This window comes from Streptomyces sp. NPDC102258 (assembly GCF_055584685.1).
This window is the reverse complement of record NZ_JBVJLO010000011.1, coordinates 69,459-83,592: the sequence shown is the minus strand read 5'-3', so window position 1 is coordinate 83,592 and position 14,134 is coordinate 69,459. Positions and strand designations below refer to the sequence as shown.

The window sequence follows — 14,134 nt, the reverse complement described above, 5'->3', positions numbered from 1 at the left end:
CGGGAGGGCCGCCGCACGGGGTGCGACGGCCCTCACCGGTACGGGGCGGGCGGGGATCAGCCTCCGGTGCCCGTGGAGGTGCCCCAGCCGGTCACTCCGCCGGGCCTGCCGGGCCTGCCGGGCGGTGTGGCCTCGCCCGTGGTGCCGCCGGCGGGCTGGCCGCCGTTGCCCCCGTTGCCCCCGTTGCCGTTGCCGCCGTTGCTCCCGTTGCCGCCGGTACCGTTGCCGCCGTTGCCCGCGCCGGCCGCCGTCTGCGGGTCGCAGAAGATGTTCCACGGCTTGCAGGACGGCTTGCCGCCGTCGGACGGGGACGGGGACACCAGCGACGGGGAGGGGGACGGGGAGGTCGAGGGCGAGACCGAGGGCGAGGGGGCCGCCGGGGGAGTGGGCTTCGGGGCGCCGGCCGCGTCCGCGACGACGCCGATGTCCTCGGCCTCCGGGAACTCCTTGACGGGCGCGCCCTTGAGCGCCTCGCGCATGTACTCGGTCCAGATCACGGCGGGGATGTCACCACCGTGGATGGAGTCGACGCCGCCCACGTGGTTCATGGACAGCAGCTTGCGGTCCGCGCCCTTGGCGTTGGGGTCGTTGCGGAAGAGGGTCACCGAGGTCGACAGCTGCGGGGTGTAGCCGACGAACCAGGCCGACTTGTTCTGGTCGGTGGTGCCGGTCTTGCCCGCCGCGGGACGGCCGAGCTTCTTCGCCTTGGTGCCGGTGCCGTTCTCTACGACGTTCTGGAGCACCTTGGTGATGTTGTTCGCGACGGCGTCGTCCATGGCCCGGGCCTCCTTGGGGGGCTCGAAGCCGGGCAGCTGCTGGCCGTCCTTCATGACCTTCGAGACCGAGAAGGGCTCGCGGTGCGTCCCGGAGGCGGCGAAGGTGGCGTACGAGTCGGCCATCCGGATGGCGCTCGGAGTCGAGGTGCCCAGGGCGAAGGAGGCGTTGTCGTTCTTGTCCATCGACTCCTCCAGGATGCCGGTGGACTTCGCGACGGAACGGACCTTGCTGTGGCCGACGTCGAAGACGAGCTGGGCGAACGGCACGTTGATCGACTGCCGCATCGCCTCGTTGAGGGTCACGTAGCCGTGGGCCTCGGGGCTCTCGTTCTTCTGCCTGAAGGGTTCGCCGTTCTCGTTGAGGAGCGGCTTGCCCTGCCGGTTGTTGATCACCGTGAGGTCGTCGGCGTTGTACTTGCTGTCGATCGAGATGCCCTCGCCCTTGGAGTTCTGGGTGCCGTACTCCAGGGCCGCGGCCAGGACGTACGGCTTCCAGGTCGAGCCGACCGGGACGCCGGAGGTGTTGGCGTTGTTGGTGAAGTGCTTCTGGTCGAAGCCGGGGCCGCCGTACAGGGCCACGATCGCTCCGGACTTCACGTCCACCGAGGCGGCGCCGAACTGGACGAACGTGTCGTACTCGGGGCGCTTCTTCTCGTCCAGGAAGTCGTTGCGGGTGTCCTCGACCGCCTTCACGAGGGCGTCCACCTTGGGCTTCTGGAAGGTGGTGCGGATCGTGTAGCCGCCGAGCGCCATCTTCTCGGCGCTGATGTCGCCGGTCTTCATGACGTACGCCTTGGCCACGTCGACCAGGTAGCCGACCTGCCCCGTCATGCCGCCGGCCTGGGCCAGGTCGACGCGCTCGGGGAAGTCCTTGTACTTGTCGCGCTCGGACCGCTCCATCCGCCCGACAGCGACCTCGCGGTCGAGGACCCAGGCCCAGCGCGCGCGTGCCCGTGCCTCGTTGAGCTCGGGGGTCGCGGCGGCGCCGACGCCACCGTCGGGGTTGTAGAGGTTGGGGCCCTTGAGCATGGAGGCGAGGAAGGCGCTCTCGGACGGGTTGAGATCCTTGGCGTCCTTGCCGAAGTAGGCGCGCGCGGCGGCCTGGATGCCGTAGGCGTCTCGGCCGTAGTAGGCGGTGTTCAGATAGCCGGCGAGCACCTTGTCCTTCGACTCGGACACACCCAGCTTGATCGAGATGAAGAGCTCGGTGATCTTGCGCTTCAGGGTCTGCTCGGAGTCCAGGTACATGTTCTTCACGTACTGCTGGGTGATCGTCGACCCGCCCTGGGTGGAACCGCCGGAGGCCATGTTGACCACCGCGCGGGCGATGCCCATCGGGTCGACGCCCTTGTCCGTCTCGAAGGACTCGTTCTCCGCGGCGATCACGGCATTCCGCATCGATACGGGAATTTGGTCGATCGTCACCTTCTGGCGGTTCTTGGAGCCGCCCGTGGCGACCATCTGGGTGCCGTCTTCCCACTCGAAGACGTTGTTCTGGGCCTCGGCGGCCTTGTTCGGGTCGGGCGTTCCCACGCTGGCGATGCCGATGCCCGCGCCCGCGAAGATGACCGCGAAGAAGCCGAGGATCGTGCCCCCGACCAGCTTCCAGGAGGGGACGAAGCGCTTCCAGCCCTCCTTCTCGGCGCGCGGGTAGTTGATGAACCGGCCGCTCTTGCCGCCCTTGCCCCCCTTGGCCCCCGCGCGGCCACGGCCCGCGGCTCCCCGCTGGGCGGCCCGTCGGGCGTCGGCGCGGCTGCCGGGGGTGGACGGCCCCGCGTACGGCCCGCCGGGCGCGGCGGAGGGCGAAGCGGTGGGAACGTCACGCCCGGGGCCGGAGCCCCGGCCGGGGCGCTGCTGGGCAGCCCGGCGGGAGGCGGCGCGGCCGCCACCTTGGGACTGCGGCGGTTTGCGGCGGTGCTCGCTCATCGAACGACTACTCCTCGGGCAGGCGAGTGGCCTGGAAGCGGCAGATGATTCCGGTTACCCCGGAGTCTTGCCCGCACAGACTACGCACGGTCAAAACCCAACCAGTGCCGAAGTTCACCCCAAATCAGGCAACTTGCGTCGTACGAATTGGTGATGTGACGCCGGTCACCACGTCACCCCTTGTCGCCGGGAGCGGCCCGTTCTATCGTCTGGATGTATCGAGCCGATACATCAGCTCGGCATAAACTCAGGGGCAGAGAGGGGCAGGCGGATGAGCAGGCGCTCAGGCATCCTCGAATTCGCCGTGCTCGGCCTGCTCCGCGAATCCCCCATGCACGGTTACGAGCTGCGCAAGCGGCTCAACACCTCACTGGGGGTCTTCAGGGCGTTCAGCTACGGGACCCTCTATCCCTGCCTCAAGACGCTGGTCGCCAACGGCTGGTTGATCGAGGAACCGGGGAGCGCCCCGGAGGACGCCGTCGCCGCATCACTCGCAGGGCGCCGCGCAAAGATCGTCTACCGGTTGACGGCCGCGGGTAAGGAGCACTTCGAAGAGCTCCTCTCCCACACCGGTCCCGACACCTGGGAAGACGAGTCCTTCGCCGCCCGCTTCGCCTTCTTCGGCCAGACCGAACGCGAGGTACGGATGCGCGTGCTGGAGGGCCGGCGCAGCCGGCTGGAGGAGCGTCTGGAGAAGATGCGCGCCTCCCTCGCCCGCACCCGGGAGCGCCTCGACGACTACACGCTCGAACTGCAACGCCACGGAATGGAATCCGTGGAGCGTGAAGTGCGCTGGCTGAACGAGCTCATCGAGAGCGAGCGGGCGGGACGGGATCAGAGACGACCCGGACCGTCCGACGAAACTGCAAAGTGAGGTCTGCATCTCGCAGGCCTCGTCCGAGAACAAACAGGGAGCAACCGGAATGGGTTCGGTTCGCGTAGCCATCGTCGGCGTGGGCAACTGCGCCGCCTCGCTGGTGCAGGGCGTCGAGTACTACAAGGACGCCGACCCGGCGGCCAAGGTCCCCGGTCTGATGCACGTCCAGTTCGGCGACTACCACGTGCGTGACATCGAGTTCGTCGCCGCGTTCGACGTCGACGCGAAGAAGGTCGGCCTCGACCTCTCGGACGCCATCGGCGCCAGCGAGAACAACACCATCAAGATCTGCGACGTCCCGAACACGGGCGTGACCGTCCAGCGCGGCCACACCCTGGACGGTCTGGGCAAGTACTACCGCCTGACCATCGAGGAGTCCGCCGAGGCCCCGGTCGACGTGGTCCAGATCCTCAAGGACCGCCAGGTCGACGTCCTGATCTGCTACCTGCCCGTCGGTTCCGAGGCCGCGGCGAAGTTCTACGCCCAGTGCGCCATCGACGCCAAGGTCGCCTTCGTCAACGCCCTCCCGGTCTTCATCGCCGGCACCAAGGAGTGGGCGGACAAGTTCACCGAGGCCGGTGTCCCGATCGTCGGCGACGACATCAAGTCCCAGGTCGGCGCGACCATCACGCACCGCGTGATGGCGAAGCTGTTCGAGGACCGCGGTGTCCGTCTTGAGCGCACCATGCAGCTCAACGTCGGCGGCAACATGGACTTCAAGAACATGCTGGAACGCGACCGCCTCGAGTCGAAGAAGATCTCCAAGACGCAGGCCGTCACCTCGCAGATCCCCGACCGTGAGCTCGGCGAGAAGAACGTCCACATCGGCCCGTCCGACTACGTCGCGTGGCTCGACGACCGCAAGTGGGCCTACGTCCGCCTTGAGGGCCGTGCGTTCGGCGACGTCCCGCTGAACCTCGAGTACAAGCTCGAGGTGTGGGACTCCCCGAACTCCGCCGGTGTCATCATCGACGCCCTGCGCGCCGCGAAGATCGCCAAGGACCGCGGTATCGGCGGCCCGATCCTGTCGGCGTCGAGCTACTTCATGAAGTCCCCGCCGGTGCAGTACTTCGACGACGAGGCGTACGCCAACGTCGAGAAGTTCATCAAGGGCGAGGTCGAGCGCTAGCCGGACCGAGGGTCCTCACGGACACCTGGTCGTCGACTGTTCTTCCGCCGAGGGTCCCCGGGCGATGTGCCCGGGGACCCTCGGCGTGTGTGACCCTTGCCCTCATGCCTGTCGTACGGGATCTGCGCGTACTCCTGCGCCTGCGGGACTTCCGCAACCTGCTCGCCGTACGGCTGCTCTCCCAGGCCGCCGACGGGGTCTACCAGGTGGCGCTCGCCACCTTCGTGGTCTTCTCCCCGGAGAAGCAGACCTCTCCCGCCGCCATCGCCTCGGCCATGGCCGTACTGCTGCTGCCCTACTCCGTGGTCGGCCCCTTCGCGGGCGTACTGCTGGACCGCTGGCGGCGCCGGCAGGTCTTCCTCTACGGCAACCTGCTGCGGGCGGTCCTCGCCTGCGTGACCGGGGTGCTGATCGTCGCGCACGTGCCCGACTGGCTGTTCTACGCCTCGGCCCTGTCGGTGACCGCCGTCAACCGCTTCGTGCTCGCCGGGCTCGCCGCCTCCCTGCCGCGGGTCGTCGGCGCCGGCCAGCTGGTCACCGCGAACGCCCTCTCGCCCACCGCCGGAACCCTGGCGGCGACCGCCGGAGGAGGCCTCGCCTTCCTCGTGCGGCTGTTCGTCTCCGACTCGAACGCCCTCGTCGTGCTCGTCGGCGCCGCCTTCTACCTGTGCGCGGCCCTGGCCGCGCTGCGGCTGGCCGTGGACCTCCTGGGACCCGACCATCCGCCGGGCCGCGTCCATCCGACGGTCGTCCAGGGCATCGCCCTCACCGTGCGGGGCATGGTCCAGGGCCTGCGGCACCTGGCCGCCCGGCGCGAGGCCGCCCAGGCGCTCACCGCGATGACCCTGATGCGCTTCTGCTACGGAGCCCTCTTCGTCATGCTGCTGATGCTCTGCCGCTATTCCTGGTCGGACGACGAGGCCCACGGGCTGGCGCTGCTGGGCATGGCGATCGGGGTTTCGGGCGCCGGGTTCTTCGCGGCCGCCGTCGTCACTCCCTGGGTCGTCGGGCGACTGGGCACACGGGGGTGGATCGTCGTCTGCGCCGCGGGCGCCGCCGTCCTGGTCCCGGCGCTCGGTCTGGCCTTCGCCCCCGGACCGATGCTGGCCGCCGCCTTCGTGCTCGGCCTCGCCACGCAGGGTGCCAAGATCTCCACCGACACGGTCGTCCAGTCACAGGTCGACGACGACTTCCGCGGCCGCGTCTTCTCCGTGTACGACGTCCTGGTCAACGTCGCCTTCGTCGGAGCAGCCGCCGTGGCGGCGCTCGTGCTCCCCGCGGACGGCCGCTCGGCCACGCTCGTGCTGAGCGTGGCCGTCCTCTACGCCGCCACAGCCGTGCTCCTGCACCGGCAGGGGAGGCGGCAGGCGCCACGTTTCACGTGAAACATGCCTCCCGTTTCCCGTTTCACGTGAAACATCCCGTGATGTTTCACGTGAAACGTGCCCGGCCGGACCTCAGGCCTGGGTGGCCCACCACTCCTTGAGGGCCGCCACCGCCGCGTCGTGCCCCATCGGGCCGTTCTCCAGACGCAGCTCCAGCAGGAAGGCGTAGGCCTTGCCCACCATCGGGCCCGGGCCGATCTCCAGCACCCGCTGGATCTCGTTGCCGTCCAGGTCCGGGCGGATCGCGTCCAGCTCCTCCCGCTCCTGGAGCTGGGCGATCCGCGTCTCCAGGCCGTCATAGGTCCGCGAGAGCGCGTTGGCTTTGCGCTTGTTGCGCGTGGTGCAGTCAGAGCGGGTCAGCTTGTGCAGCCGGTCCAGCAGCGGACCCGCGTCGCGTACGTAGCGCCGCACCGCCGAGTCGGTCCACTCCCCGTCCCCGTAGCCGTGGAAGCGCAGGTGCAGCTCCACCAGCCGGGACACGTCCCTGACCATGTCGTTGGAGTACTTCAGCGCGGTCATGCGCTTCTTGGTCATCTTCGCGCCCACCACCTCGTGGTGATGGAAGGAGACACGGCCGTCGCTCTCGAACCGGCGGGTACGCGGCTTGCCGATGTCATGCAGCAGGGCCGCCAGCCGCAGGACGAGGTCCGGGCCCTCCTCCTCCAGCGCGATCGCCTGCTCCAGCACGATCAGCGAGTGGTCGTAGACGTCCTTGTGCCGGTGGTGCTCGTCGCTCTCCAGCCGCAGCGCGGGCAGCTCGGGCAGCACCCGGTCCGCGAGACCGGTGTCCACGAGCAGCCCGAGACCCTTGCGCGGGTGCGCGGACAGCAGCAGCTTGTTCAGCTCCCCCTGCACCCGCTCCGCCGAGACGATCTCGATCCGGTCGGACATGGCCTTCATGGCCGCGACGACCTCGGGGGCCACCTCGAAGTCCAGCTGCGCGGCGAACCGGGCCGCGCGCAGCATGCGCAGCGGGTCGTCGGAGAAGGAGTCCTCCGGGGTGCCCGGGGTCCGCAGCAGCCCGGCGGCCAGGTCCTCCAGGCCACCGTGAGGATCGACGAACTCCTGCTCAGGCAGGGCCAGGGCCATGGCGTTGACGGTGAAGTCACGCCGGACCAGGTCCTCCTCGATCGAGTCGCCGTAGGAGACCTCGGGCTTGCGCGAGGTGCGGTCGTACGCCTCGGAGCGGTACGTCGTCACCTCGATCTGGAAGCCCTCCTTCTGGGCACCGACCGTGCCGAAGGCGATGCCGACGTCCCACACCGAGTCGGCCCAGGGCCGGACGATCTTCAGCACGTCCTCGGGACGCGCGTCGGTGGTGAAGTCGAGGTCGTTGCCGAGACGCCCGAGCAGCGCGTCGCGGACGGAACCACCGACCAGGGCGAGGCGGAAACCCGCCTCCTGGAAGCGGCGGCCGAGCTCGTCGGCGACAGGGGCGACCCGCAGCAGTTCACTGACCGCTCGGCGCTGCACCTGACTCAGGGCACTGGGGTTGTCTTCATTGGCGTTCGGCACAACAGAAAAGGGTACGTGGCCCGCCCGGTGCGGGCTCCCCCGTTTCCGGCGGCCCCCCTGCCCCGGGCCCCCGGCCCGGACCGATCATGTGGAGCAAGGCGCGGCACTCGCGCACAGCGCGCCTCGTTACCATGCGTGGACGCAGAAACGACGACCACTGACACTTCGAGGACGGGCGGGCGCGTGGCCGAGGCGGCAGACATCCAGGGGGCAGTTTCCGCTCCCGCCCGGCGCCGATGGCTGCGGCGGGCGGCAGTCCTGCTCACCGGGACGCCGGTACTGGCCGCCCTGATCTACGCCCCCGCCCCGCCGGCCCAGGCCGCCGACAGCTCCGTGGACGTCCAGCTGAACGACGTGACCCCCAGCGCTCCGGTCAAGAGCGACACGCTGACCATCTCGGGCACGGTGACCAACAACGGCCGCGAGACGATCAAGGGCGCCCACGTCGGCCTGCGGGTCGGACCCATGCTCGGGGACCGCTCGTCCATCGGCGAGGTGGCGGACCGCAAGGGCTTCCGGCCCGGCGTGGACCCGGGGGAGATCGACTCCGCCTTCGCGGCGAAGGTCGACTCCCTGCCCTCGAAGGTCGCCCAGCAGTTCACGATCAAGGTGCCGGTCAACAAGCTGGACCTCGGCGCCGACGGCGTCTACCAGCTGGGCGTCTCCCTGTCCGGCACGACCGACAGCCACCCCTCCGAACAGGTCCTCGGCATCCAGCGCACCTTCCTGCCCTGGCAGCCGGACCCCGCCGCGAAGCGGTCCTCCCTCACCTACGTCTGGCCGCTGATCTCCACCACCCGGGTCACCGCGGAGACCGGCTCGGACGAGCTCCAGACCCCCGTCTTCCTCGACGACTCCCTGGCCGCAGAACTGGCGCCCGGCGGCCGTCTGGAGCGCATGGTCTCCCTCGGCAAGGACCTCCCGGTCACCTGGGTCATCGACCCCGACCTGCTCACCACCGTCGACGCCATGACCAAGGGCTACCGGGTCCGCAGCACCGACCCCGACGGCAAGCCCGTGCCGGGTAAGAACAAGGCCGTCGCCGAGCAGTGGCTGAGCGCCCTGGAGAACGCCGTCCAGGGCAAGAAGGTCGTCGCGCTGCCGTTCGCCGACCCCGACATCGCCTCCCTCGCCCACCGCGGCAAGGACGTGTCCGGCACCCTGGGCCAGCTGCGCCCGGCCACGGACAAGGCGAAGCAGGCCGTCGAGACGGTGCTGCACGTGACTCCGTCCACCGACTTCTCGTGGCCCGTGGATGGGGCCATCGACCCGTCGATCGTCAACGTCGCCACCTCGGCCGGCGCGCACAACGTCCTGACCCGCAGTGACAGCCTCCAGGAGACGGGCACCCTCGGGTACACCCCGTCCGCCGCCCGCCCCATCGGCGCGGGCACGACGGCGGTCGTCGCCGACGCCGATCTGTCCACCGCCTTCGAGGGCGACATGTCCCGCGCCGGGAACTCCGTGCTGGCCGTCCAGCGGTTCCTGGCCCACAGCCTCGCCCTCAACCTGCAGAACAGCGACGAGCCCCGCAGCTACGTCGTCACGCCCCAGCGCAGGCCCACCGCCACCCAGGCGGATTCGATGGCGACCGCCCTGCGCGGCCTCCAGGCGGCGCGCTGGACCCAGCCGTCCGACCTGGAGGCGGCCGCCGCCGCCAAGCCGGACCCGGGCGCCGCGACCCAGGTCCCCGGCGCGGGCCAGTACCCCGAGGCGCTCGCCAAGCAGGAACTTCCGGTGTCGGCGTTCGAGCAGATCCGGACGACGCAGAACACGCTCGACCACTTCAAGGTCATCCTCACGGCGCCGGACCGGGTCGAGATCCCCTTCGGGAACACCACGAACCGGGAGATGTCGACCACCTGGCGGGGCCGCGACGACGACGGCCGCATCTACCGGGACCAGGTGCAGGAGTACCTGATCGGACTGGCCGACAAGGTGAAGGTCGTCCCCAAGTCGGACGCCACCCTCTCCGGCCACAGCGCCACCATCCCGGTCAGCGTCCAGAACAGCCTCGTGCAGGACGTGCACAACCTCGTACTGCGCGTGAAGTCCGCGAATCCCACCCGTCTGATGTTCGAGAACAGCGGTGAGGCCGAGCAGGAGGTCACCGTCCAGGGCGGCCACAGCCAGACGGTAAAGTTCACCGCCAATGCCACGGCGAGCGGTCCGGTCGAGGTCACCGCGCGGCTCTTCACCAAGGACGGCGTGCCCTACGGCAAGGAACGCAGGTTCACCGTCGAGGCCACCGAGATCACTCCCACCGTCATGCTCGTCATCGCCGGCGGCGTGCTCCTCCTCGTCCTGGCGGGCATCAAGATGTACGCCAGCCGCAAGCGCGTCGCCGCGCGGGCGGTCTCCGAGGAGGACACGCAGCCGAGTGACGTGTCCACGGACACCGGACCGCAAAGCGCCGAGGGGTCCGGCACGGGTGAGACAGTGAACCGTTGAGCGATGCCGTGGCCGTTCGGCCTGGGGACGATGAGGTGGGGTTGCGATGAACGCGCCGTACGACGGTGACCGCGCGCAGGGCACTGGCGGGCCGATGCCCTCCCAGGGCACTGCCCCGGGCGCCCCGGTGCCCGGGCAGGTTCCCGCGCCCGCGCCCGCGCCGGACCACGACCCGTATGTCCAGGACGCCTACGACTACGACCCGTACCGGCAGCAGGACCTGTCGGCGCAGGACCCCGTCGCCGAGGTCCTCTACGACCGTGCCTCGCACCCCCCGCCGCCGCCCGGCACCTACCAGGAGCCCGGTCCGCTGTACGCGGCCCCGCAGGCGTTCTCGCACGGCCCCGACCCGCGCGTCTGGGCCCAGACCCCGCCGCCCGAGCCCGACGGCCCCTCCCGCCACCTTCCGTACGGCGACCGCGCGACGACGACGCAGTTCGTCGGGGTGGACTCGCTCGTGACGAACGCGGCGGAGGAGCAGCCCCGGCCCGACGCCTTCACCCACCTCTACCGCGACCAGCAGGCGGCCCCGGGCGCCCCGGCCGAGGAAGCCCCCGTGGCGGCCCCGGCGCCGAGCAAGCCGGCCGGCCGGGCCTCCAGCCTGCTCAAGTCCAGCGCCCTGATGGCGGCCGGCACGATCGTCTCCCGCATCACCGGCTTCGCCCGCACCCTGGTGATCGCCGGCGCCATCGGCGTCACCACCCTGAACGACAGCTACCAGGTCGCCAACACCCTGCCGACGATGATCTACGTGCTCGTCGGCGGCGGCGCGCTCAACGCGGTGTTCATCCCCCAGCTCGTCCGCGCCATGAAGAACGACGACGACGGCGGAGAGGCGTACGCCAACCGGCTGCTGACGCTCGTCGTGGTGCTGCTGGGCGCGGTCACCACCCTCTGCGTCCTCGCCGCGCCGCTGTTCATCGCGATGATGTCGCAGAAGATCGCCGACGACCCGCAGCGCCTCGACGTGGCCGTCGCCTTCGCCCACTACTGCCTGCCCACGATGTTCTTCATGGGCGTCCACGTGGTCCTCGGTCAGATCCTCAACGCCCGCGGCCGGTTCGGCGCCATGATGTGGACCCCGGTCCTCAACAACATCATCGTCATCACCACCTTCGGCGCCTTCATCTGGGCGTTCGGCGGCTTCACCGCCACCGGCGTCTCCGAGCAGACCATCACCCCCGAGGGCGTCCGCCTGCTGGGCATCGGCACCCTCCTCGGTCTCGTCGTCCAGTCCCTGGCGATGCTCCCCTACCTGCGTGACGCCGGCTTCAAGATGCGCCTGCGGTTCGACTGGAAGGGCCACGGCCTCGGCAAGGCCGCCGGACTGGCCAAGTGGACGTTCTTCTTCGTCCTCGCCAACCAGATCGGCCTCGTCGTCGTCACCCAGCTCGCCACCTGGGCGGGTGAGGTCGCCGACAAGCAGGGTCACGGCGGTACCGGCATCACCGGCTACAACTACGCGCTGCTGCTGTGGCAGATGCCGCAGGCCATCATCACCGTCTCCGTCATGACGGCGGTCCTGCCGCGCATCTCCCGCTCCGCGCACGACGGGGACGCCGCGGCCGTCCGTGACGACATCTCCTACGGCCTGCGCACCTCGGCCGTCGCGATCGTGCCCTGCGCCTTCGCCTTCCTGGCCCTGGGCGTCCCGATGGCGACCCTGCTGTACGCCAGCACCGGCGCCGACGACGCCACCAACATCGGCTTCATCCTGATGGCCTTCGGTCTCGGCCTGATCCCGTACTCCGTCCAGTACGTGGTCCTGCGCGGGTTCTACGCCTACGAGGACACCCGGACCCCCTTCTACAACACCGTCATCGTCGCGGCCGTCAACGCCGGCGTCTCCACGCTCGCCTTCTTCGTCCTCCCCGCCCGCTGGGCCGTCGTCGGCATGGCGGCCGCCTACGGCCTCGGCTACGCGGTCGGCGTCGGCGTGGCCTGGCGCCGTCTGAAGAAGCGGCTGGGCGGCGACCTCGACGGCGCCCACGTGATGCGGACCTACACCCGCCTGATCGGTGCCTGCGTACCGGCCGCCGCCGTGGCGGGAGCCGTCGCCTACGCCATCACGCACTGGCTGGGCAGCAGCGCCACCGGTTCCCTCGCCGCCCTGGTCGGTGGCGGCATCGCGCTCGGCGCGGTGTTCCTCGTCGCCGCGAAGCGGATGAGGATCGAAGAGCTCAACGCGATGGTCGGAATGGTCCGCGGACGCCTGGGCCGCTGATGCGGACACCCGCCGGCGGACCGGGCCCCGATCGTGTGTCGTGCGGAGGGCCGGACTGTGGGCACAATTGGCATGGCTTCGCAGACTGGCCGACAGCGCGCAACGGATGGGGAGGCAGGGACGACGGTGGCGGAACGTAGCACGGCTGCCGTCGACGTGGCCGACAACAGCGGCGACGAGCCGCTGGCCGCAGATGCGGCCCAGGCCACGGCCGACGGGGTGGACACCCAGGACGGACGAGCCGCGGACGGACCCATGCCCGAGAAGGACGGCGAACGCAGAAGCCCGGCACCCGCGGCCGCGCCCGAACTGCACAGCGGTCACAAGCTCGCGCGGCGCTACCGGCTGGAGGAGTGCGTCACCCGTCTGGACGGATTCAGCAGCTGGCGGGCGATGGACGAGAAGCTCCGCCGCGCGGTGGGCGTCCACCTCCTGCCCGCCGACCACCCGCGGGCCCGCACGGTGCTGGCCGCCGCCCGCTCCTCCGCCCTGCTCGGCGACCCCCGGTTCGTCCAGGTCCTCGATGCCGTGGAGGAGAACGACCTCGTCTACGTCGTGCACGAGTGGCTGCCCGACGCCACCGAACTCACCGCCATCCTCGCCGCCGGCCCGCTGGAGCCCCACGAGGCCTACCAGCTCGTCAGCCAGGTCTCCCAGGCCATGGCCGCCGCCCACCGCGAGGGCCTGGCCCATCTGCGCCTGACCCCCAGCGCGATACTGCGCACCTCCTCCGGCCAGTACCGCATCCGCGGCCTCGCCGTGAACGCCGCCCTGCGCGGGATCACCAGCGAGACCCCGCAGCAGGCCGACACCGAGGCCATCGGCGCACTCCTGTACGCCGCCCTCACCCAGCGCTGGCCGTACGAGAACGACGCCTACGGCCTCAGCGGCCTGCCCAAGGGCGTCGGCCTGATCGCCCCCGACCAGGTCCGCGCCGGGGTCCACCGCGGCCTCGGCGAACTCGCCATGCGCGCCCTGGCCAACGACGGGGCCACCGCGTCCCGTCAGGAACCGGCCTGCACCACCCCGGAAGAACTGTCCAAGGCCGTCGCCGCAATGCCCCGCATCCGGCCGCCGGAGCCCGCCTTCACCGCCCCGCCCGAGTACCAGCACACCACCTACCAGCAGGGCAGCTACGGCCGGCCCGCGCCCATCGGCGCGCCCACCGTCCTGTCGCCCTCGGTGCTCCCGCCGCCGCCCCCGCTGCAGAGCCGCACCGGCCGCGCTCTGAAGTGGGGCGTCGCCGCCCTGCTCATCGCCGCCCTCGGCCTGGGCAGCTGGCAGCTCGCGGACACCCTCCTGGGACGCAACAAGCAGGGCACCGGCGAGACCACGCGCACCCAGCAGCAGAAGACGGACGACACCCCGGAGAAGAAGGCCCCCGCCCCGCTCCCCATCAAGGGAGCCGCGGAGTACTACCCCGACGGCACCCCGCAGAACGCCGAGGGGGTCTACAAGAGCTTCGACGGGGACACGTCCACGTACTGGCGCACCAAGTCCTTCATGGACGGCCCCGAGGTGAAGATCAAGCCCGGCGTCGGGGTCATCTACGACCTCGGCTCCGAGCAGGAGGTCGGAGCCGCCTCGATACTGCTGAAGTTCGCCGGGGACCACACCAACCTGACCCTGTACGCCACCGACTCGATGCACCCGGGCAAGTCGGTCAGCGGCATGAAGAAGATCGCGGGCACGACCACCAACGACACCACCGTGGACCTGTCCGCCGAGACCCCGGTCAAGACCCGGTACGTGCTCGTGTGGCTCACCGCCATGCCGTACGCCCCCTACGACGACTTCAGCAACGCCGGCTTCAAGCAGGGCCTCACGGATGTGAAGTTCAAGGGCTGACGC

8 protein-coding genes are annotated in these 14,134 nt (G+C 70.2%); 6 read left to right on the top strand and 2 right to left on the bottom strand.

Annotated features, from left to right (window positions below):
• Positions 1–56: 56 nt before the first annotated feature.
• Positions 57–2,702, bottom strand: a complete 2,646-nt coding sequence (locus tag ACZ6ZT_RS19935) for a transglycosylase domain-containing protein (protein WP_469720800.1) — start codon at positions 2,700–2,702, stop codon at positions 57–59.
• A gap of 271 nt (positions 2,703–2,973) precedes the next feature.
• On the opposite strand from ACZ6ZT_RS19935, the gene ACZ6ZT_RS19930 reads away from it, so the two are divergent.
• From ACZ6ZT_RS19930 to ACZ6ZT_RS19920, 3 genes are all read left to right on the top strand, one after another.
• On the top strand, positions 2,974–3,576 hold the full coding sequence (locus ACZ6ZT_RS19930; RefSeq protein ID WP_469720799.1) for a PadR family transcriptional regulator: 603 nt from the start codon (positions 2,974–2,976) through the stop codon (positions 3,574–3,576).
• Positions 3,577–3,625: 49 nt separating this feature from the next.
• Positions 3,626–4,708, top strand: a complete 1,083-nt coding sequence (locus ACZ6ZT_RS19925; RefSeq protein WP_384997974.1) for an inositol-3-phosphate synthase — start codon at positions 3,626–3,628, stop codon at positions 4,706–4,708.
• Positions 4,709–4,812: 104 nt separating this feature from the next.
• A complete protein-coding gene (locus ACZ6ZT_RS19920) occupies positions 4,813–6,093 on the top strand; it encodes an MFS transporter (protein ID WP_469720797.1) in 1,281 nt (426 codons plus the stop codon).
• Positions 6,094–6,165: 72 nt separating this feature from the next.
• Here ACZ6ZT_RS19920 and ACZ6ZT_RS19915 read toward each other — a convergent pair whose 3' ends face one another.
• Positions 6,166–7,608 carry a CCA tRNA nucleotidyltransferase gene (locus ACZ6ZT_RS19915; RefSeq protein ID WP_469720795.1) on the bottom strand — a complete coding sequence of 481 codons (1,443 nt, stop codon included), beginning with the start codon at positions 7,606–7,608 and terminating at the stop codon, positions 6,166–6,168.
• Between the two features lie 183 nt (positions 7,609–7,791).
• Here ACZ6ZT_RS19915 and ACZ6ZT_RS19910 point away from each other — a divergent pair, with 183 nt between their 5' ends.
• The 3 genes from ACZ6ZT_RS19910 to ACZ6ZT_RS19900 all read left to right on the top strand — a co-directional run bounded on the left by ACZ6ZT_RS19910 (position 7,792) and on the right by ACZ6ZT_RS19900 (position 14,131).
• Positions 7,792–10,059: a DUF6049 family protein gene (locus ACZ6ZT_RS19910; RefSeq protein ID WP_469720793.1), complete on the top strand. Its 2,268-nt coding sequence runs from the start codon at positions 7,792–7,794 to the stop codon at positions 10,057–10,059.
• A 46-nt stretch (positions 10,060–10,105) separates the two neighbouring features.
• Positions 10,106–12,283 carry a murein biosynthesis integral membrane protein MurJ gene (murJ, locus tag ACZ6ZT_RS19905; RefSeq protein WP_469720791.1) on the top strand — a complete coding sequence of 726 codons (2,178 nt, stop codon included), beginning with the start codon at positions 10,106–10,108 and terminating at the stop codon, positions 12,281–12,283.
• A 126-nt stretch (positions 12,284–12,409) separates the two neighbouring features.
• Positions 12,410–14,131 (top strand): protein kinase family protein, encoded by a 1,722-nt coding sequence (locus ACZ6ZT_RS19900; RefSeq protein WP_469720790.1) that lies wholly within the window; start codon positions 12,410–12,412, stop codon positions 14,129–14,131.
• Positions 14,132–14,134: the final 3 nt, after the last annotated feature.

Coding starts and splice junctions, on each gene's coding strand:
- ACZ6ZT_RS19920 (WP_469720797.1), top strand. CDS start 4,813: ATGCCTGTCGTACGGGATCTGCGCGTACTCCTGCGCCTGCGGGACTTC.
- ACZ6ZT_RS19930 (WP_469720799.1), top strand. CDS start 2,974: ATGAGCAGGCGCTCAGGCATCCTCGAATTCGCCGTGCTCGGCCTGCTC.
- murJ (WP_469720791.1), top strand. CDS start 10,106: ATGAACGCGCCGTACGACGGTGACCGCGCGCAGGGCACTGGCGGGCCG.
- ACZ6ZT_RS19935 (WP_469720800.1), bottom strand. CDS start 2,702: ATGAGCGAGCACCGCCGCAAACCGCCGCAGTCCCAAGGTGGCGGCCGC.
- ACZ6ZT_RS19925 (WP_384997974.1), top strand. CDS start 3,626: ATGGGTTCGGTTCGCGTAGCCATCGTCGGCGTGGGCAACTGCGCCGCC.